At 46.6% G+C, this 21,021-nt stretch carries 17 protein-coding genes; 16 read left to right on the top strand and 1 reads right to left on the bottom strand.

Annotated elements, in window-relative coordinates:
- Window positions 1-87 precede the first annotated feature (87 nt).
- From PG862_RS07495 to PG862_RS07570, 16 genes are all read left to right on the top strand, one after another.
- Window positions 88-1,395, top strand: coding sequence for an AMP-binding protein (locus PG862_RS07495; RefSeq protein ID WP_270706996.1), 1,308 nt, complete (start codon window positions 88-90; stop codon window positions 1,393-1,395).
- Window positions 1,396-1,801: 406 nt separating this feature from the next.
- On the top strand, window positions 1,802-2,536 hold the full coding sequence (locus PG862_RS07500; RefSeq protein WP_118653276.1) for a GntR family transcriptional regulator: 735 nt from the start codon (window positions 1,802-1,804) through the stop codon (window positions 2,534-2,536).
- A gap of 258 nt (window positions 2,537-2,794) precedes the next feature.
- Window positions 2,795-3,652 (top strand): fructoselysine 6-kinase, encoded by an 858-nt coding sequence (locus PG862_RS07505; RefSeq protein ID WP_022360186.1) that lies wholly within the window; start codon window positions 2,795-2,797, stop codon window positions 3,650-3,652.
- 39 nt (window positions 3,653-3,691) lie between these two features.
- Window positions 3,692-4,669, top strand: coding sequence for an SIS domain-containing protein (locus PG862_RS07510; protein ID WP_118523858.1), 978 nt, complete (start codon window positions 3,692-3,694; stop codon window positions 4,667-4,669).
- Window positions 4,670-5,060: 391 nt separating this feature from the next.
- Window positions 5,061-5,471 (top strand): hypothetical protein, encoded by a 411-nt coding sequence (locus PG862_RS07515; RefSeq protein WP_022360184.1) that lies wholly within the window; start codon window positions 5,061-5,063, stop codon window positions 5,469-5,471.
- A gap of 31 nt (window positions 5,472-5,502) precedes the next feature.
- Complete coding sequence (locus PG862_RS07520) at window positions 5,503-6,870, top strand: sodium/glutamate symporter (RefSeq protein WP_270706999.1); 1,368 nt, start codon at window positions 5,503-5,505, stop codon at window positions 6,868-6,870.
- Window positions 6,871-6,978: 108 nt separating this feature from the next.
- A complete protein-coding gene (locus PG862_RS07525; RefSeq protein WP_270707000.1) occupies window positions 6,979-7,815 on the top strand; it encodes a sugar phosphate isomerase/epimerase family protein in 837 nt (278 codons plus the stop codon).
- 29 nt (window positions 7,816-7,844) lie between these two features.
- Window positions 7,845-8,681: a sugar phosphate isomerase/epimerase family protein gene (locus tag PG862_RS07530; protein WP_270486972.1), complete on the top strand. Its 837-nt coding sequence runs from the start codon at window positions 7,845-7,847 to the stop codon at window positions 8,679-8,681.
- Between the two features lie 14 nt (window positions 8,682-8,695).
- Complete coding sequence (locus PG862_RS07535) at window positions 8,696-9,517, top strand: BtpA/SgcQ family protein (protein ID WP_118628788.1); 822 nt, start codon at window positions 8,696-8,698, stop codon at window positions 9,515-9,517.
- A gap of 3 nt (window positions 9,518-9,520) precedes the next feature.
- Window positions 9,521-11,047, top strand: coding sequence for an FGGY-family carbohydrate kinase (locus PG862_RS07540; RefSeq protein ID WP_270707002.1), 1,527 nt, complete (start codon window positions 9,521-9,523; stop codon window positions 11,045-11,047).
- A 256-nt stretch (window positions 11,048-11,303) separates the two neighbouring features.
- A complete protein-coding gene (ruvA, locus tag PG862_RS07545; protein WP_118524488.1) occupies window positions 11,304-11,927 on the top strand; it encodes a Holliday junction branch migration protein RuvA in 624 nt (207 codons plus the stop codon).
- A 158-nt stretch (window positions 11,928-12,085) separates the two neighbouring features.
- Complete coding sequence (gene ruvB / locus PG862_RS07550; RefSeq protein WP_107001650.1) at window positions 12,086-13,108, top strand: Holliday junction branch migration DNA helicase RuvB; 1,023 nt, start codon at window positions 12,086-12,088, stop codon at window positions 13,106-13,108.
- An 89-nt stretch (window positions 13,109-13,197) separates the two neighbouring features.
- Complete coding sequence (locus tag PG862_RS07555) at window positions 13,198-14,418, top strand: cell division protein ZapA (protein WP_270707004.1); 1,221 nt, start codon at window positions 13,198-13,200, stop codon at window positions 14,416-14,418.
- A gap of 13 nt (window positions 14,419-14,431) precedes the next feature.
- Window positions 14,432-16,816 (top strand): U32 family peptidase, encoded by a 2,385-nt coding sequence (locus PG862_RS07560; RefSeq protein WP_270707005.1) that lies wholly within the window; start codon window positions 14,432-14,434, stop codon window positions 16,814-16,816.
- Window positions 16,817-16,863: 47 nt separating this feature from the next.
- Entirely contained in the window at window positions 16,864-18,204 is a 1,341-nt protein-coding gene (locus PG862_RS07565; RefSeq protein ID WP_117795001.1) for an FtsW/RodA/SpoVE family cell cycle protein, read from the top strand.
- Window positions 18,188-19,648 carry a peptidoglycan D,D-transpeptidase FtsI family protein gene (locus tag PG862_RS07570; protein ID WP_270707006.1) on the top strand — a complete coding sequence of 487 codons (1,461 nt, stop codon included), beginning with the start codon at window positions 18,188-18,190 and terminating at the stop codon, window positions 19,646-19,648. Before PG862_RS07565 ends, PG862_RS07570 begins: the two co-directional genes overlap by 17 nt.
- Before the next feature lie 74 nt (window positions 19,649-19,722).
- Here PG862_RS07570 and aroA read toward each other — a convergent pair whose 3' ends face one another.
- On the bottom strand, window positions 19,723-21,000 hold the full coding sequence (aroA, locus tag PG862_RS07575; RefSeq protein ID WP_118293797.1) for a 3-phosphoshikimate 1-carboxyvinyltransferase: 1,278 nt from the start codon (window positions 20,998-21,000) through the stop codon (window positions 19,723-19,725).
- Window positions 21,001-21,021: the final 21 nt, after the last annotated feature.

A 21,021-nucleotide genomic window follows, 5' to 3' on the forward strand; every position in this document is an offset into this window, starting at 1 on the left:
ATAATATAAAAAGTAAATGTGGTAAATTTAAAAGCTCAAATTGGTAAAAAGTTCTATATAAAAATAAGTAAAAGACAGGAATTAATCATGAAAGAAATACAGACACAACGTATAAATACATATCTGGATGCGCTCCGGGCACACCCGCCAGAGTGGGAAGCCCTGATCACGGAGAAAGAGCGCTATACGTTCGGGGAGCTCATCGAGGCGGCAGAACGTGTAAGGAAACATCCGAAAGAGATAGAAGAAAAACAGGGAAAACGTCACATCCACTGGATCCAGGAACCGACGATCGCGCATCAGCTTATTCAGTTTCTGGCATATGGAGACGGAAATACGGTTCCGGTGATTGCACCGTCCGATGTAAAAATTTCCGATGAATTGCGTGACGTGACACCTCCGGAAGGGGCATATATGGGTGTGATGACGTCGGGAACCTCCGGTCGTCAGAAAGTATTGTTCCGCTCCTTTGAAAGCTGGCACGATTTTTTTAAGCTTCAGAATAAAATTTTCAAAATGGGAGAGGGAAGCATTACGTTTATGCAGGGGAGCCTGGCGTTTACGGGCAACCTGAACCTTTATATGGCGCAGCTTGCGTCCGGCGGAAGCGTCGTTGCGGCGGATTCCTTTGATCCGCGCCTCTGGAAGCGGATGATCGAGGCAGAACAGGCGACCTGCGTCTATCTGATTCCGGTCAAGCTGCGGGCGCTGCGGCGTATCTATGAGCGGGAACAGGCGGTCAATTACCGGATTATTTCTTTTGTCAGCGGCTCCCAGAGTATGGGCGGTGCGGAGGCAGTGCAGTTTAAAAAGGCATTTCCCGAAGCGGAGATTACATTGTATTATGGCGCCAGCGAGCTGAACTATATTACCTATATCCATGGAAGTGAGATGAAAGAAGATACGACGCTGGTTGGTCGTGCATTTCCAGAGGTGGATGTCTGGATTGAAAACGACCATTTTCATGTAAAAACGCGGTATGGAATCCTTGGAATTGGAAATGACGCGGTGATTGGGGATTGCGGTCACACAGATGCAGAGGGACTCTTCTATTTTGATGGGCGGGATGATGATATCTGCAACATAAATGGGAGAAAAGTGTCATCCCTCCGGGTCGAAGAAGTGGTGCGGACATTTCCGGGAGTGGCAGAGACGGCAGTGAAGGCAGTCCATGAGCATGGGCGCGATTATCTGAAAGTGTGGATTGTGTGGGAGAAAGAAGCTGAAAGGGAAGAAATTGCCGGAAGTGACAGCGGAAAATGTGGTTGTACCAATATGGCAATTCGGGAATTTTTGGCAGAAAGACTGGCAGATTATGAGATTCCACGCGAATTTGTCTTTCTAAAGGAGTTTCCAAAGACTGAAAGCGGAAAGATTCGTAAAAAAGAACTGTGAAAAATGCTTTTTCTTGTCAAAAAAGAAAATTGCTTATTGTGCAAAATGACAAAAGTGACGTTGACAAAATTGGAAAAGGGTGGTATATTCCCGTCTTTGACAGTAATGTTTGGAAAAACACCGCAGAAAGGCTTATTCTATATAGCTTTTCCGGCGGTGCTTTTTCGTTTTGTGATAAATTCATAGTCTGTTTCAATCCGGGCCTGTTCTTTTGCCCAAGCCATAACGTCATCTCTTGTAGGACCGTGTTCAACCAGCAATTCTTTTAAGGTGCCAAGTTTTCGAATAGTCCTGGAAGTAGATTTTCCATTGGCATCAATGTAGGATTGCTTTTTATTTAGATATAGTTTATATTGTTATATAAAGAGTTATATCATTCATGTTATTAGGAACAGGGAGAAAGAAAATGTTAAATAGTAGTGCCGCAGTGCCGCTGTATGTCCAATTAAAAGAAAAAATTGAGCAAAAAATAAGTAATGGTGAATATAAACCAGGAGAAAAGCTGCAAACGGAAGGTGAAATGGCAAAATCGTTTGGAGTCAGTATCATTACAGTTCGAAAAGCAGTCAGCGAATTGGTGGAAAAAGGACTTGTAGAAAAAAAGCAAGGAAAAGGAACATTTGTCTGCCAGCGCAAAGTAACTAAGGATATGAAAAAATTGCAGAGTTTTTCGGAAATGTGTGCTCATATGGGAATGAAGGCCGGAGGACGTATGCTTGAAAACAGGCTGGAACCGGCGAGTGAAAAGATAGCCCGGCTTTTGAATGTGGAAAAAGGCAGCCAGGTTATCTATATATCCAGAGTCCGCTATGCGGATGGTATGCCGATGGCGATTGAGCGTAACTATTTTCCACTTAAATATGCATTTCTTCTGGAAGAACGATTTGATGACAATTCATTGTTTACATTTTTGAAGGAACACTCTCATACAGCAGTGGCAATTTCAGAAAAATGGATTGAACTTTGCAAGGCGACAGCAGCGGAAGCAGAGCTTTTGCAGATGGCGAAAGGAACTTCGATGCTTTTTATCAAAAGTGTGGCATATACGGCTGAGAAGGAACCCATTTATGTAGGGCATCAGGTGTTTAATGGAGAAAAATGCTCATTTTATGTCTGTGAATCTACAATAGGAATCGAGTAAATTAATTGAAAAGAAAAGGCTGATTCAGGTTAGGAAGCAAGAAAAATTTGCGCTAACAGGAGTCAGCCTTTTCTTTTTATCAGGAACACGGAAACGGAGATGATAGAAATTCCATTACCGGCACGTATGCGTGAACAGTACCTAGAAAAAAGTGATGTAAAAAAATGCAGAAATCACTTGACAAAATACATACATAAGTATAATATGATATCATAACATTATATAATGATATATAATCAATCCAAAGGAGATGAAAAAATGCGGGTCATTGGAATTGGGGACAATGTGTGCGACAAATATGAACATCTCAGGCTTATGTTTCCGGGAGGTCAGGCTGCAAACTTTGCGGTTTATGCAGGGATGCTGGGGGCAGAGTCAGCTTATATGGGAGTGTTCGGACGGGATGAGGTTGCAGAACATGTGATAGCAACACTCGATGAGCTGCAGGTAGAACACAGCCGGTGCCGTCAGTATGAAGGAGAAAATGGTTATGCGAGGGTTACGCTGGTAGACGGAGACCGTGTCTTTCTCGGAAGCAACAAAGGCGGCGTATTAAAAGAAAATCCGTTAAATCTGGACGTGGAAGATCTGGAGTATATTAAAACATTTGATCATGTGCACACGACCAATAATAGCTATTTTGATGAACAGCTTCCTAAATTGGCAGAACAGGGAATCTCTGTATCGTATGATTTTTCGGGTCAGTGGATCGATGAAGAACGAGTAAAAAAGGTTGCTCCGTATATTACGTATGCGTTTCTTTCATGTGGTTCCGTTTCGAGAGAGGATGCGGAAGAAATTTGTAAGAAAATGTTTCGTGCTGGATGCCCAATGGTAATTGCAACAAGAGGAAGCTATGGAGCAGTTCTATTTGATGGAACGCAGTTTTATGAGCAGCCGCCGCATCTGGTTGAAGCAGTAGATACGCTGGGAGCAGGGGATTCATTTGCAACGGCATTTCTGCTTTCGTTTCTGGAGAGCCGGAAAAAGTATGGCATACAGATGAAAGAAAGCATTTATGAAAAAGAGATAAGGAAAGCACTGGAAGCAGGGGCAGAGTTTTCTTCGAAAACCTGTATGGTTCAGGGGGCTTTTGGACATGGAAAGTCATTTTGACAAATAATTGATACAAAAAAAGAAAAGGAGATCAGAAAGATGGAAAAATCAGTAAAAGAAATTGTAGCAGAGATCAAAGAAAAGATGGACAAACTGGGTGGATTAAAGCATGTGTATTTTGTAGCTTGCGGCGGATCTAAGGCAGCTATTTTCCCAGGGCTGTACCTTCTTCAGAGTGAGGCAAAAACTTTTAGCGCTACTACATATACAAGCAATGAGTTTGTTCATGCAACCCCAAAAGAACTGGATGAGCGATGCGTCGCAGTTATTTGTTCATTAAAGGCAACGCCTGAGACCGTGGAGGCAGTAAAAACAGCCAATGCTGCAGGTGCAGTGACAATCGCTATGACAGGAAATATGCAGACAGGTATGGCAAAAGTTGGACAGTATATTGTGACATATTCAAATGGAGATGATCAGGTATATAGTGATTCTAACCAGGCGAACTCCCTTCGGATTGGTTTTGAGCTGTTAAAACAGTTTGAAAACTGGGAGAATTATGACAAGGCGATGGAAGCATACCGTTACATTGATGAAATTATAGAAGAAGGCAAGAAAAATGTTTTGGCGGATGCAAAAGCCTGGGCAGAAAAATATAAAGATGAACCTGTATTTTACGTGCTGGCATCTGGCTCAAACTATGGAGTTGCATATTCCATGTGCTGCTGTCATTTCATGGAGATGCAGTGGAAGCATGCTGTGTGCCTGCACACGGGTGAGTACTTCCATGGTCCATTTGAAACAACGGATAAGAAGCTTCCGATGATCCTTCTGATGAGTGAGGGAAGAACCCGCGCATTGGATGAACGCTGCTTAAAATTCCTGCGTACTTATGCGGAAAATTATATTGTAATTGATTTTGAAAAATTAAATGGCGGTAAAATCGATAAGAGCGTCGTAGAATTCTTTAATCCGGTTGTTATGATTCCGATTGAGAGATACTATGTTTCCCAGATGGCGGAAGTGCGTGGCCATTCTATGGATGAAAGACGTTATATGTGGAAAGTGGAATACTAAAGATCCTCCAATTAAATATTTTCTTAGACAGACAGCGAGGCCTGACCGTATGGAGCAGACCTCGCTGTTTTGTCTATACGGGCAAGTTAATTTAGAGTGAGTATAGTGTAAGTAAAAAATCAGAACGTTTGGCATCAAAGAATTGCTGAAAAAGATAACAGACAAGTGAAAAAAATTGTGAAAATTGATATGGATGTGTGTGGTGAAAAAGAAAACGTAATAAAAATATGATAGGAAGAGAGGCTGACCCCCTAAAAAAAAATATGTAAAATGACAAATTAGCATTGACAACATAATGATATATGATGTATTATAATGACATGATATGAAATGATTCGCTTGAAACCTGCAGGAACGAGAAGAATTTGAAAAGAAGGTAGGAGGAAATGTCATGAAAGCAGATGTGTTTGAGTATGAAGGGGAAGGTATTCAGTGTGTATATGACAATAAAAAATGGGTCGTATGTATTAAAAACTGGAAGCCTAATAATGATATTGAGAAGATTCAGTATCTGGAAGTGCATCACGCAACCGATGAGCAGTTTATTCTGGTTCAGGGAAAAGCAGTTCTTTTGACAGCGTCCCGCGAGAATGATGCATTTAAGATTGATGTAATTCCGATGGAGCCAAATAAAGTTTACAATGTTTTGCAGGGAACATGGTTTAATACGATCACACAGAAGGATACAAAGCTGATATATGTGCAGGATGCGGGGACGACAACAGAAAACAGCGAATACTGTGATATGACAGAAGTGGAATTGAGTATGGTTAGGGAAAAAGCAAAAAAAGCATTGCAGTAGCATCATAAAAAAGAAATGAGGAGGACAAAAGATGGAGTTTAATGCGTATTCCATGTTGGTGGATTTCATGTGGGCAGGTATTTTCCTGTTTGTGGCGAAAATGCTGAGGGAAAAAATCAAGATTCTGCAGAGCCTGTTTGTTCCGGTCAGTCTGCTGGCTGGATTTATCGGGCTTGCGTTAGGACAGAATGGTTTTGGAATTATCAGTTTTTCTTCACAGTTTGGTTCTTATGCAGGTCTGCTGATTATCGCAGTATTTGTATCAATTGGGCTGAGAGGCTTTAATTTTTCAGCTGGTGGCTGGAAAACAAATTTCGATCGGATTGGCAGCTACTACTGCTTCCGCAATATTGGCTGGGCATTTCAGTATGCAATGCCGATTATTTTTGCAATGGTAGTCCTGAAAATGTTTGCTCCTGATTTAAATCCGGCATTTGGAATGTTGATTCCTGCAGGCTTTCAGGGAGGTCATGGTACAGCAGCAGCACTTGGCGCGACACTCGGCACACTTGGATGGGAAGATGCAACAGATCTGGCGATGACAAGTGCAACCGTAGGTATTTTAACCGGTATTTTTGGTGGAATTATTTTGATCAAAATCGGAACGAAAAGAAACTATACCAAGTTTGTAAAAGATTTCAGCCAGCTTCCTGACGATATGCGCACGGGACTCATTGAAGAAGGAAAACGCCCGGTATTAGGCGAAGAAACCGTTTCACCGATGGCAATTGATCCGCTGGCATGGCATCTTCTTCTGATTCTGATTCCAACCGGTATTGGATATCTTTTAACAAATGTAATTCAGGGAGCAACCGGACTTGGCGTTCCGAGTTTCTCTGTCGGCTTCCTGGTAGCAATTGTATTTCATTTTGTATTAAAAGGAATAAAAGCCGATAAATATGTAGATAACCGCATCATTTCCCGTATGGGAAGCTGTGCAACTGATTTCCTTGTATTTTTCGGTGTGGCATCAATTAAGATTCCGGTTGTTATTGAGTACGCAGTTCCGTTTGGCCTGCTGATGTTATTTGGAATTGTCTGGGTTGTATTCCACTTTACAGTGATTGCACCGAGACTCTTAAAACAGGAATGGTTTGAGAGAGGTATCTATGTATATGGTTACTCGACCGGTGTAACAGCAATCGGCATGGCACTTTTAAGAATTGTAGATCCGGAGAACAAGAGCTGTACACTGGATGATGCAGCAATTGTAACACCGATTGAGTCAATTATTGAAATTTTTGCATTAGCGGCAGTTCCGGTTGCCTGTGTTCAGGGAAACTGGATTGCAGCTGTAACACCAATTTTGATTTACCTGGCAGCGCTTTGCATTGTCCCGGTTGTATTCAAATGGTGGCATAAACATCCAGGTAAAGTATGGGATGAAAGTGAGTCTTAGGGAAAGACAAAAGATGTAAATATAATCTGTAAATAAGCGGGCACTGTGAAATCTGATAGAGCGAAGGTTTTTGCAGTGCCTTTGTGTGTAGAGAGGAGGAACAACTGGATGATAAAGATAAGGCGGGAACGGATTGCAGGAATGAATATGCACTATAAATACAGAACTTTGGATTATTTCTTTAAAACGCAGCAGGCTCTCGGAATAAAAAATATAGAGTTTTGGTGTGCAAGACCGCATTTCCTGCTAGATGATTATGGGTTTGAGGATGCGGCTGAATTAAAAAAGAATGCAGCAGATTATGGATTGACAATCGGAGCTTTTTCACCGGAGTGTACGATTTATAATTATGCACTTTGCTGTCATGATGAGACGGCAAGAAAGCATTCAATCGGATATTTTGAAAATGGAATCCGTGCAGCGGCAGAAGCTGGTGCGAAAGTGATGGTACTCAATTGCTGCGGCGGTGCAAGAAATGAAGATCCGAGACGTATTTTTGAACGTGCGGTTCAAACCTTGCGTCGGCTTTCAAAAACGGCTGCGGAAGAGGGGGTTGTTCTTGCAGTGGAAACAGTACGGCCAGAAGACGCAACGGTTACTAATATGCTTCCAGAACTAAAAAAACTTTTGGAGTCGGTTAATGAGCCGCAGATACAGGCTGCCCTGAATTTGACGAGTGCTGGAGTGGCAGGAGAGTCGATGAAAGACTGGTTTGAAGCATTTGGAGACAAAATATACCATATCCGTTTTGTGGATGGACGTCCGCAGGGATGCCTTGCATGGGGAGATGGTTTGAGACCGTTAGAGGATCAATTGATTTGTCTGGATCAGTACAAATATAAAGGATTGCTAAGTTTGGCACTGAATGATGCACGCTACCTGGAGGATCCGGCTGCAGCCGATCGGCAGAATATGCGTGAATTAGAACCGTTTATAATGGATTAATGGAGTAATTGTATGAGGAGGAAGCGAAAATGAAAATAGTTGATTTTGATAAACTTTCGGTATTGAATCTTCATTATTGCCAATATACGTTGGATTATTTCCTGGATTGTATGCAGGAACTGGGAATCAAAAATGTAGAATTGCTGGGAGGGCATCAAGGACTTTGGCTGGATCCAAATGAATATCAGGATCCGGAGCCGGTTCGTAAAAAATTAAAGGAACACGGCTTGAAGTGTCCAGTATTTACACCACAGAATTGCCGGTTTGGTTACCAATTTGGTGTAAAAGAACCAGAACTGAGAGAAAAAACATTTGGATTTTTTGCAAATGCGATACGTCTGGGAGCTGCGCTGGGGGCAGAGAAGATGGAAGCAAATTCCGGATGGGGTTACTGGGATGAAGCGGAGGAGGATGGATTGAAACGGGCAGCTGAGATGCATCAGAGACTTTGTGAGGTCGCAGAGGAAAATGGCGTGACAATTGTGGCAGAGTCTTTACGGCCGCAGGAATCAAGAATTGGGTATAGTTTGCAGCAAATGAAACAGTTATTTGATTTAGTCGATCATCCGCGCTTTAAAGTTATGATTGATTTGACAGCAATGTCGGTTTCTGGTGAAACGATTCAGCAGTGGTTTGATGTTTTTGGAAAGGAAAACATTGTACATGCACATTTTCAGGATTGTGATCCCTATGGGCATTACATCTGGGGTGAAGGGAAGAGAAACTTAAGAAAGGATTTAGAGGACATGGTAAAAAATGGATATGAGGGATATTTTACGCAGGAACTGACAGCACCGGCGTATTACCTGGATCCATTTCGTTATGACAAAAGAAATGTGCAGAATTTGAGAATGTACATGGAATAGAGGAGAGAAAGAATATGTGGACAGATGAATTATTTCATGTAAAAAAGCCGATCATTGCACTGTTGCATTTGCGGGCGCTGCCGGGGGATCCTCTGTATGAAAAAGATGCAACGATGGGAGAGGTAATTGAAAATGCAGCCAGAGAGCTTCAGGCGCTCCAGGAGGGAGGAGTAGATGGAATTTTGATTGCCAATGAATTCAGCCTTCCGTATGAAAAAAAGGTTTCCTACGTAACTGTGGCAGCGATGGGACGGATTGTGGGAGAATTAAAAAAAGAGATAAAAGTTCCATTTGGTGTCAATATTGTTTCTAATCCATTGGCGACGATCGATTTGGCAGCAGCAGTCGAGGCAGATTTTGTAAGAAGTACATTTACGGGTGCCTATATAGGTGAAAATGGAATTACAGATACGAATATTCCAGAAGTCTTGCGTAGAAAAAAAGCACTTGGACTAGATAAAATGAAATTGCTATATAAGGTAAATCCAGAGTCGGATGTATATCTAGCAGAGAGAAGTCTGGAAAAAATAACAAAATCCATGATTTTTCATTGCTTTCCAGATGGTCTTTGTGTTTCTGGAAGTAGTGCTGGTCAGGAAACGGATTCAAGTTTGGTACGCAGGGTCAAGGCAGTTTCTGGATTTGTTCCTGTTTTCTGTAATACAGGGTGTACGAAGGAAAATGTGGTTGAAAAACTTAGTGAATGTGATGGCGCCTGTGTAGGGACTGCTTTTAAGAAAGATGGTAAATTTGAGAACTTTGTTGAAAAACAGAGAGTCATGGAGTTTATGGATGTAGTTAAGGCGTATCGCTGTACAATGAAAGAAGGCGTATAGACGTTGCATTATTTTTTAGGAATTGACGTTGGTACATATTCAAGTAAAGGAGTTCTAACAGATGAGTCTGGAAAGGTGGTAAGTCGGGCAGTTACTCATCACGGAATGGAAAATCCAGAACCTGGTTATTATGAGCAGGACGCGGATAAGGTATGGTGGAATGATTTTTGCATTTTGTCAAAAATTCTCTTACAGCAGAGTGGTGTAGAACCAGAAAAAATTGCTTGTGTAGGGGGAAGCACATTGGGAGCAGATTGCCTTCCAGTTGATAAGGACGGGCATCCTTTACGAAAAGCAATTTTATATGGTATTGATGCACGCTGCGTGGAAGAAATGGAATATCTCTCACAGTATTATGGCACAGAAAAAGTAAAAAAACTATTTGGACGTCCAATTTGCAGTGGAGATGTATCTGCTAAAATTTTGTGGATAAAAAATCATGAACCTGAGGTATATAGACACACACACAAGTTTTTGACAGGTTCTTCCTATCTAACATTTAAACTAACTGGAAAATATGTAATAGACACATTTTTGGGGATGGCTTCATTTCGTCCGCTGTATTATCCGGATGGGAGCATCCATAAAGAAATGTGTAAACCGATTTGTATGCCGGAGCAGTTGGCAGAAGGAATGCCGGTTACCCATATTTGTGGAACGGTAACAAAGCAGGCAGCTAAGGAGGCAGGACTCAAAGAAGGAACGCCAGTTATTACTGGAACTGGAGATTCAGCAGCTGAGGCAATCAGTGTAGGAGTACTTGCACCAGGCGATCTGATGGTACAGTTTGGATCGTCCTTATTTTTCTATTGTTGTGCAGATCGGCTGATTCAGGATGAGCGAGTGCGCGGAAATCCATTTTTAATTCCAGAAACTTATAGTGTAGCAGCAGGAACTAATAATGGAGGCACACTTCAAAAATGGTATTTGGAACAGTTATTTTCTGAATACTTGGAAAAGGAAAAAACAGCAGGATTGAATGCATATGAAGAAATGATGAAAGGAATTTCTGAGATTGCACCTGGATCGGATGGTTTGATAACTTTACCCTACTTTGCGGGAGAAAGGACACCGCTGAATGATCCAGACGCAAGAGGAATGATTGTGGGACTTTCATTGAGCCATACAAAAAGACATTTGTATCGCTCGGCACTGGAAGGAATTGGGTATTCAGTTGCACAGCATATTGACATATTCCGTGAAAATGGTTTGCCTGTAAAACGGATTGCAGCGGCGGGGGGAGGAACGAAAAACGCAGTTTGGATGCAGATGGTGGCGGATATAGCAGGGGTATCGTTAGAAACACCAAAGGAAGACATAGGGGCAGCTTATGGAGATGCACTGATGGCAGCGATTGGAGTCGGATTCTACCAAGGTTTTTCAGATTTGCGCCAAGTAATCCAAAAGAAATGTATTTATAAGCCGGATTTAGAGAGGCATGAGTTATACAAGCCGTTTAGAAAGCTATTTGATGAATTATATAGGTGTAATCAGGAAATATTACATAGTTTATCTAAGCATAACAAGTAAATAAAAGATATGAAAAGGCTTTTTGACTGTAATCATTGATATTACAATTGAAAAGCTTTTTCATTTATAGGTTCCCGATAATGTGTAAAAATGAAATTCAATCAACCGGGCAGAATATATGTTCGAAATTCCGCACTTTCCTTGCAATGAAAACTGTGCTATGGTATACTGAAAAGAAGATTTGGAGGCATTTTGAAGCGTTCTTTTTTTAGTTTGAACCAGATCTTGAACCAGTGAGAAAAGAAAGGAATTTACCGTGATTTCGTATGTAAAAGGCATCCTGGCGGAGAAGGCAAAGGACCGTATCGTGGTCGAGTCCGGCATGATGGGGATCGGGATTTTTGTCCCGATGTCGGTGCTGGAAGTTTTACCGCCGCTCGGGGAAGAGGTAAAGATATATACGCACCTGCAGGTGCGGGAGGATGATATGAGCCTGTACGGCTTTTTAAGCCGTTCGGATCTGGAGATGTTCCGCCAGCTTCTGGGGGTCAACGGCATTGGTCCGAAGGGGGCACTTGGCATCTTGTCGGCGCTGCGTCCGGAGGATCTGCGTCTTGCGGTTATGACTGGGGATGCGAAGGCGATCTCCCGTGCACCGGGCGTTGGGGCAAAGACGGCACAGCGGATCATTCTCGATTTGAAGGATAAAGTACAGGCAGAGGATCTGCTGACACCGCTGTTAGATGGCAGTGCGGCGGTTTCGCCGGCTGCGGGAAACGGGCTTTCAGGCAATGCGGCGAAGGAAGCCGTGGAGGCGCTGGTGGCGCTGGGATATACGAATGCCGAGGCGGTGAAGGCGGTCAAGAGCGCCAATGTGACGGAAGAGATGGATTCCGAGGCGGTATTGAAGGCATCGCTGAAATATCTGGCGTTTTTGTAAAACAACCTATGTGTCGGACATTCGAAATTGCAGGATCATAAAAAATAGTGGTGCTTGTGCGTCAGATGAAAATTTGGAATGTGTGGCAGATATGAGAAAATGGAACTGTCATGGCTTAATTGAATGAGAGAGAAAAACAGGAAAGACAGGAAACAAGTATGAGCAGAAGGACGATTACAACCGAGGTGACGGAGGAGGATAAGCGGATTGAGGGAAGTCTCCGCCCGCAGACCTTAGACGAATATATCGGTCAGGAGCGGATCAAATCGACGTTAAAGGTATTTATCCATGCGGCGAAATCCCGCGGCGAGGCGCTTGACCATGTTCTTTTCTATGGACCGCCGGGATTGGGAAAGACGACACTCAGCGGCATTATCGCCAATGAGATGGGAACCCGTATGAAGGTTACTTCCGGTCCGGCAATCGAGAAACCAGGGGAGATTGCGGCGATTCTCAACGGGCTCCAGGAGGGAGACGTCCTCTTTGTGGATGAGATTCACCGCTTAAACCGCCAGGTGGAAGAGGTGCTTTATCCGGCGATGGAGGACTATGCGATCGATATCATGTTGGGAAAAGATTCGACGGCGCGCTCGATTCGTCTGGATCTGCCGAAATTTACGCTGGTAGGCGCGACGACACGCGCGGGGCTTCTGACGGCGCCGCTGCGCGATCGCTTCGGCATCGTGCAGAAGATGGATTTTTATACGCCTGAAGAGCTGCAGACGATTGTCCTGCGGACGGCGGGAGTTCTGAATGTGGAGATTGATAAGACGGGCGCCTATGAGATTGCGAGACGTTCGAGAGGAACGCCGCGTCTGGCAAACCGCCTGTTAAAACGTGTGAGGGACTTTGCACAGGTCAAGTACAACGGCGTGATTACGAAAGAAGTCGCGGATTTTGCACTGGATATCCTTGATGTGGACAAGCTGGGACTTGACAACAACGACCGTGCGATCTTACATATGATTATCGACAAGTTTTCCGGCGGTCCGGTCGGGCTGGAGACGCTGGCGGCAGCGCTGGGCGAGGATGCTGGGACACTGGAAGATGTGTATGAACCGTATCTTCTGATGAACGGTCTGCTCAACCGGACTCCGCGTGGGCGGATGGCGACCGAAGCAGCGTATCGGCATCTCGGGTATGCCTGGAATCAAGCAAAAAACGGTATTTCTGAGATTTGATATTTGATTGATTTGAAGGTGGTATTTCTGTGTGGGTGACGTGACAACGTCGAACCATATTTATTAATAGATAGAAAGAAGAGAATGCGATGGCAAAACAGTATATAGATGTATTAATTGATGGAAAAGTGTATAGCCTGGGCGGCAGTGAGACGGAAGGATATGTACAGCAGATTGCCACGTATCTGAATGGGAAGATTTTCCAGCTCAAGGCGCAGCCGGGATTTTTGAAAATGCCGGAAGACTACCAGAGTATTATGACTTATCTGAATCTGGCGGATGATTATTTTAAAGAAAAAGAGAGTGCGAAGGCACTTGCATCCGACAAAGAGAGCATGGAAAAAGAGACATACCGTCTGAAACATGAGATGGTCAGCACCCAGATGAAACTCGAGAGTCTCCGCAATGAGCGCACCGTCAGCGAGGAAGAACTGGAGACAGCAAAGAAGGCGGCAAAAGAGGCAGCTGAGCAGGCGGAAGCTGCTAAAAATGAGGTACAGGCACAGATTGAGCGTGTGAAAAAAGAAGCGCAGGAGCAGATCGAGGCTGTGAAGAAAACAGCACAGGAACAGGTTGAGTCTGCAAGAAAAGAAGCGCAGGGGCAGATCGAGGCTGTGAAGAAAACAGCACAGGAACAGGTTGAGTCTGCAAGAAAAGAAGCGCAGGGGCAGATCGAGGCTGTGAAGAAAACAGCACAGGAACAGGTTGAGTCTGCAAGAAAAGAAGCGCAGGAGCAGATTGAACGTGCGAAGAGAGAGGTACAGGATCGCGTGGAATCCGCGGAAAAAGCAGCACAGGATCGCGCTGCCAGGGCGGAGCAGACAGCCCGGGAGCAGGCAGAAGCTGCAAAGAAAGAGGCATTGGAACAGATTGCGGATGCAAAGAAGGAAGCAAACGATTTCCGTGGAGAAGCAGAGGTTTGGAAACAGGAGGCAGAAGATCAGCGTCTGGCGGTCGAGTCATCCCAGAGTGAAATCGCTTCTTTGCAGGACAAGCTGGAGATTTTCAAACAACAGCTTGAAGAAGCAAGACAGGCGGCGACAGCTGTGCAGACGGAAAAATCGCAGCTGGAAGCACGTCTGATGCAGACGGAACAGGAAAAACAAAGTGTAAAAGAGCAGCTGAGCCAGCTGGAGCAGGAAAAACAGACGATAAAGAAAGATCTGGAAGAGAGCCTCCAGGAGGCAGGGGCAGCACGTGAGGAACTGGCAGCTGTCCGTCAGGCACAGGTGGAGGCATATATGAAGCGGAAGCCATTTCCCAAGAGACAGGGAACGGTGGAACTGAAAGATGCAATTCTGCGGTTATAATGGGTGAAATGATATGAAAAAAAAGGTGGAAATTCTGGCACCGGCGGGTTCCTTCGATAGCATGAAAGCGGCGGTTGCTGCGGGGGCGGACGCAGTCTATATGGGCGGCAGCCGTTTCGGAGCCAGGGCATATGCGGAAAATCCGGATGAAACGGGGATGCTGGAAGCGATCAACTACGTGCATCTGCATGGGCGCCAGCTTTATATGACGGTCAATACGCTGGTAAAGGAAGACGAGATGGATGACTTATACGACTATCTGCTTCCGTATTACCAGGCGGGACTGGATGCCGTGATCGTGCAGGACATGGGGGTATTTTCTTATATCCGGGAGCATTTTCCGGATTTGCCGGTTCATGCGAGCACACAGATGACGATTACCGGACCGGAGGGCGCGGCGCTTATGACGAGAATGGGCGCGGTCCGCATCGTCACAGCGCGTGAACTTTCATTGGAAGAGATACGCCGCATTTATCAGGAGACGGGCGTGGAGATAGAGAGCTTTGTTCACGGGGCTCTCTGTTACTGTTATTCGGGACAATGCCTGTTCAGCAGCCTGATCGGCGGCAGAAGCGGCAACCGGGGACGATGCGCTCAGACCTGCCGGCTTCCGTTTGATGTCCTTCGGCGGCTGGATGAGAACAACCCGAATGAAAACAAAAACAAAAAGAAAGAAAATGGCGTGTTAAATCCGGGTGATTCCAAGTATGTGCTCAGTCTCAAGGATCTTTGTACGCTGGATATTTTGCCGGATATTCTGGAAGCAGGCGTTTATTCCTTGAAAATCGAGGGGCGCATGAAGAGTCCGCGCTATACGGCAGGCGTGGTGCGCCTGTACCGGAAATATGTAGATTTATATTTAAAGAATGGCAGAAAAGGTTACCGGGTTGACCCGAAAGACCGGAAGGAGCTGCTGGATCTGTTTGACCGCGGCGGTCAGACGTTAGGCTATTATACCGAGCACAATGGACGCGATATGGTGGTCTGCCATGAGAAACCGGCATTCCGCCAGGAAAACCGGGAACTTTACCAGTATCTGGACAAAACGTATGTGGAAGCAGAGGTGAAAGAACCGGTTCAGGGGTTTGCGCGTGTCTGTGAAGGCGAACCGCTGCAGCTGACGCTTCAATACGAAGATCCGCTGACGGGAGAAAGCCGGATGGCAGGCGGAATCGGAGCAGTTGTCCAGACGGCAGTGAAACAGCCGATGAGCAAGGAACGGATTGAGAAACAGCTCGGAAAAACGGGAAATACGCCGTATTATTTTGAAAATATGGAAGTGGAGACAGGCGGCAGCTCCTTTGTGCCGGTGCAGGAGTTAAATGAACTCCGCCGCTCTGCGTTTGAGCAGCTGACCGAGGAGATACTGCGTCCATACCGCCGGGAGATACCGGAAAATAGGGCGTGCGGGACAGGAAAAGGATGGCAAAATCCGGAAGAAAAGAATCTGGAAGAAAATAACCAGACAGGTTCGGAATCAGAAAAAACCAGCCCGGCTCAGGACGTTGAACTCACAGCAGATTTACCTGTACAGAGCCAGAAAACGCTGTTTGAGAATAAAAAAGGGAATAAAACAGCTCTGTACCACATCCACGTTTCGGTCGAACACCCGGCACAGTTAAAAGTGGCGTTATCCGTACCGGAAGTCGGCGCCATCTATCTGGATAGCGCTGAATTTGGCGCCGAACAGTGGGACGAATGGGTATCACGCTGCCATGAGGCAGACAAGCAGTGTCTTTTGGTAATGCCGCATATTTTCCGCGATCGGGCAAAGGAATATTTTGAAACACATCGTTCCAGGCTGGAATCGGCGGGATTTGACGGTCTTGTCATCCGGGCATGGGAAGAGCTGGAACTGGTGCGCGAGTGGAAGATTTCCATCCCGCTTGTGATGGATTATGGTATTTATACGATGAATCACCGGGCGGAGGATTTTGTGCGGGAGATGGCGCCGGAGCTTTCGATGCGTTTTACCCTTCCGGTCGAGCTCAACAGCCGGGAGTTGGAGGCGCGCGACAGCCGGGAACGGGAACTTCTCGTATATGGTTCGATCCCGGTCATGGTAACCGCCCAGTGCATCCGGAAAACAGTGGAAGGATGCAGTAAATGTCCGGAATATCTGTATCTGCGGGATCGCAAAAAGAAGATATTTCCGGTAAGGAACCAATGCCGTTTCTGCTGCAATACGATCTACAATTCCAGCCCCCTGTCGCTTTTGAAGGATAAAAAGCAGATAGACCGCCTGCAGCCGGAGGTGCTGCGTCTGGCATTTACGTCGGAGAGTGCGGCACAGACCGGGGAAGTGCTGGATGCCTACGTGAAGACCTTCCTCCATCAGGAACCGGTGGAGCTGGAGGGCGAATTTACAAGAGGTCATTTTAAGAGGGGCGTAGAGTAGCGTGTGTACCGGGAATCTTCCGGGTACACATGAAAAGGAGGATTACCATGATAAATCTTGTGACAACGATGTCCAGGTATCTGATGATATTGCTGATACTGATTTATACATATTATAATTTCCGCTTTTTTTCACTGCCGGATGACGAGTCGAAACTCCGGCTCTGCCGTCTGCAGAATGTACCGCTGTTTTTGATATTTCTTCTGTCGGGTACGATCATTTATCTACAAACCGAGGATGAGGCAGTTGTGCTGTTTTTCGGCGCGCAGCTAGTCTTTTTTGTCCTGTACCAGCTCTTATACCGGCTGTTTTACCGGAATGCGTCGAGACTGTTGCTGAACAACACGTGTATGCTTCTGTGCACCAGTTTTATCATGCTGACGCGCATCTCGATGGACAAGGCGGTCCGCCAGTTTATCATCATGGCAGTTGCGGCGGTTATCACAATGATTATACCATATGTGATAGATAGAACCTGGCAGCTCGCTAAGATACCGTGGGTGTACGGCCTGATAGGTCTGGCGCTGCTGCTGGTTGTCTGTGTGATCGGCAATACCAGCTTCGGCGCGCAGCTTTCGATCAGTATCGGCGGGTTTTCGTTCCAGCCGTCCGAGTTTGTTAAGATCAGCTTTGTATTCTTCGTGGCGACGATGTTTTACCGCTCAACGGAGTTTAAAAATGTGGCGATCACGACCGGCGTGGCGGCGGCGCACGTGTTGATTCTGGTGTTATCCAAGGATCTGGGAAGTGCACTGATTTTTTTCCTCGCCTATGTCCTGATGCTGTTTATTGCAACCTCCAACTGGCTGTATCTGGCAGGCGGCCTTGGAAGCGGCTGTGCGGCTGCGATGCTGGCGTATAAGCTGTTTTCGCATGTGCGTGTCCGCGTGGAAGCATGGCAGGATCCGTGGAGTGACATCGCAGGAAAAGGATATCAGGTTACGCAGGCGCTCTTTGCGATCGGCACAGGCGGCTGGTTTGGCATGGGACTTTACCAAGGGATGCCGAAGAAGATCCCGGTTGTCGAGAAGGACTTCATTTTCGCGGCGATCTCGGAGGAGCTGGGCGGCATCTATGCGCTCTGTATTCTCCTGATCTGTCTGGGCTGCTTCATGCAGTTCATGCTGATTGCGACCCGGATGCAGGCATTATTTTACAAGCTGATCGCGTTTGGTCTGGGAATTGAGTATGTGGTGCAGGTGTTCCTGACGATCGGCGGCGTGACCAAGTTTATCCCGTCCACCGGTGTGACGCTGCCGCTTGTCAGCTACGGAGGCAGTTCGATTCTCAGCACATTTATCCTGTTTGGCGTGATACAGGGACTATATGTCCTGAAACGGAATGAGGAAGAAGAGGAGGAGCAGCAGTTTGATGAGGCAGAAGGATGAAATGGAAAGAACTGAAAATGCGAGAGCGCGTTCAAACCGTCATATTCTGTGGCTGACCTATGGGATTGCGGCGCTCTTTATCGCGATGGCCGTTTATTTTGGCTGGTTTATCCAGTTTAAGAGTGAAAATGTGATCGGCAGCTCTTATAATGCGAGACTCGATCTCCTCTCAGACCGGGTAACCCGCGGCTCGATTATGAGCAATGATAAAACGGTGCTGGCGCAGACGAACGTTGCAAGTGACGGAAGCGAGAAACGCTATTATCCGTATGATTATCTGTTTGTCCATTCGGTCGGATATTCCGGCAAAAATGGAAAAACAGGTCTGGAGTCGCTGGCGAATTTCTACCTGCTTTCCTCCCATGTGAATCTGATTGAGAAAACGATCAATGAATTTCAGGGGCAGAAAAATCTGGGAGACAATGTGATTACGACGCTCGATGTGGATCTGCAGCAGACGGCATCCGACGCGATCGGAAAACACCGGGGCGCGGTGATCGTCATGGAACCGGATACGGGAAAGATTTTAACGATGGTTTCCCAGCCGAATTTCAATGCGAATCTCGTCGATGAGCGCTGGGCGGAGTTGATATCGCCGGACAATACGAAGGCGCAGTTAGTCAACCGCGCGACGCAGGGCTTATATCCGCCGGGATCGACGTTCAAGATGCTGACGGTGCTGGAATATATGAAAGAGAATCCGAATACCTGGCAGGACTATGTGTATAATTGTAATGGCTCTTACCAGAATGGCGATTATACGATTAAATGTTACCACGGGACGGCACACGGGGCGCAGAACCTGATTCAGGCATTTGCCAATTCCTGCAACGGTGCGTTTGCGGAGATTGGAATGCAGATTAATTCAGAAAAATTCCGGGCGCTGGCAAATCAGATGCTCTTTAATTCGGAGCTTCCGTACACACTTCCGTACAACCAGAGCACGTTTTCGCTCGACGGCAGTTCGGATGACTGGGAAAAGCTTCAGACTGCGATCGGACAGGGAAAAACCCAGATTACGCCGCTGCATAACCTGATGATCGTATCGGCGATCGCCAACGGCGGCACGCTGATGAAGCCATATATGATCGATCATGTTGAAAATGTGGGTGGTCAGACGGTCAAGAAGTTCCTTCCGTCCGCCTATGGAACCCTGATGTCTGCGAATGACGCACAATTTCTGACCCATCTCATGAGCCAGGTGGTTGAGATTGGTACGGGTTCCGCGATGCGGGGGGCATCCTATACGGTGGCCGGAAAAACCGGTTCCGCCGAGTTTGAGACAGGTAAGGAGACACATTCCTGGTTTGTCGGTTTCGCTCCGGCGGACAAGCCGAAGGTGGCGATCTGCGTGCTGGCAGAAGAGTCCGGTTCCGGCGGTGCGGTCGCTGCGCCGATCGCAAGACAGGTGCTGGATCGGTATTTTGCGAAATATGGGCAGTAGGACAAAAGAAAAGGGCAGGAAAGCGATTTGAAGCTTTTCCTGCCCTTTTTGTCTCAAATATGCATAGTCACATTTTATTTACACAGCCGTTCCAGATCCCCATAGAATCCCGGATAGGAGATGTTCACGCAGTCTGCATCCAGAATTTCGGTCTCGCCGGAAGCGCCGAGTGCGGCAACGGCGAAGGTCATGGCGATGCGGTGATCCTTCTTGCTGTCGATCACAGCACCGTGCAGCGGCTTGCCGCCGTGGATGATCATGCCATCCTCGGTCTCGGTCACATCCGCGCCCATAGCGGTTAAATTCTCTACCATGACAGCAATGCGGTTTGACTCTTTTACCTTCAGTTCCGCGGCATCGCGTATGACGGTGGTTCCCTCGGCATAGCACGCCATCGCAGCGATCACCGGAAGCTCGTCGATGAGAGTCGGGATGATCGCACCCTCGATCGCGGTTCCAGTCAGCTTACCGGAGCGGACGAGCAGGTCGGCGGTCGGTTCGCCGGAGGCGGTGTTTACATTGAGAAGTTCGACGTCCGCGTTCATCGCCTTGCAGACGCGCAGGATGCCGTCGCGGGTCGGGTTGATACCGACATTTTTAATTAAGATTTCTGAATCCGGTACGATGAGTCCGGCTGCGATAAAGAAGGCAGCGGAGGAGATATCGCCCGGAACCAGAATTTTCTGTCCATAGAGCTGTTTTGCCGGCTGTAAAATCGCGGTGGTTCCTTCTGTGTGGATGTCTGCGCCGAATGCGGACAGCATCCGTTCACTGTGATCGCGGGAAATGTACGGTTCGGTCACACGGGTTTCTCCGTCGGCATACAGACCTGCCAGTAGAATCGAGGATTTGACCTGGGCGGAGGCAACCGGAGAATTATAATGGATGCCGTGCAGCGGTGAGCCGGTGATATGGAGCGGCGCGCAGCCATTTCCATTGACACTCTCGATCTTTGCGCCCATCTGGGAGAGAGGATCGATGATGCGCTTCATCGGACGTTTCTGGATGGAAGCGTCGCCGGTCAGTGTTGTGTCAAATTTCTGGGCCGAGAGAATGCCGGAGATCAGGCGCGTTGTGGTTCCGCTGTTGCCGCAGTCTAAAACGGAGTCTGGGGCAGTCAGCCCGTGCAGCCCACGTCCGTGGACGAGAACGGTCTCGCCCTGATTTTCGATCGAGATTCCCATTTTGGAAAAACAGGAGATCGTGGAGAGACAGTCTGCGCCCTGCAGGAAGCCGTGGATTTCGGTCAGTCCGTCCGCAAGAGCGCCGAACATGACGCTGCGGTGGGAGATGGACTTGTCTCCCGGAACGGTCAGTTCGCCCCGGAGAGAAGATGTATGGGTAAATTTCATTGAGTTCATAGTTGTACCTGC

Origin of the sequence: Clostridium fessum, from assembly GCF_027698965.1 — a bacterium.
GTDB classification, from domain to species: Bacteria; Bacillota; Clostridia; order Lachnospirales; family Lachnospiraceae; genus Otoolea; species Otoolea fessa.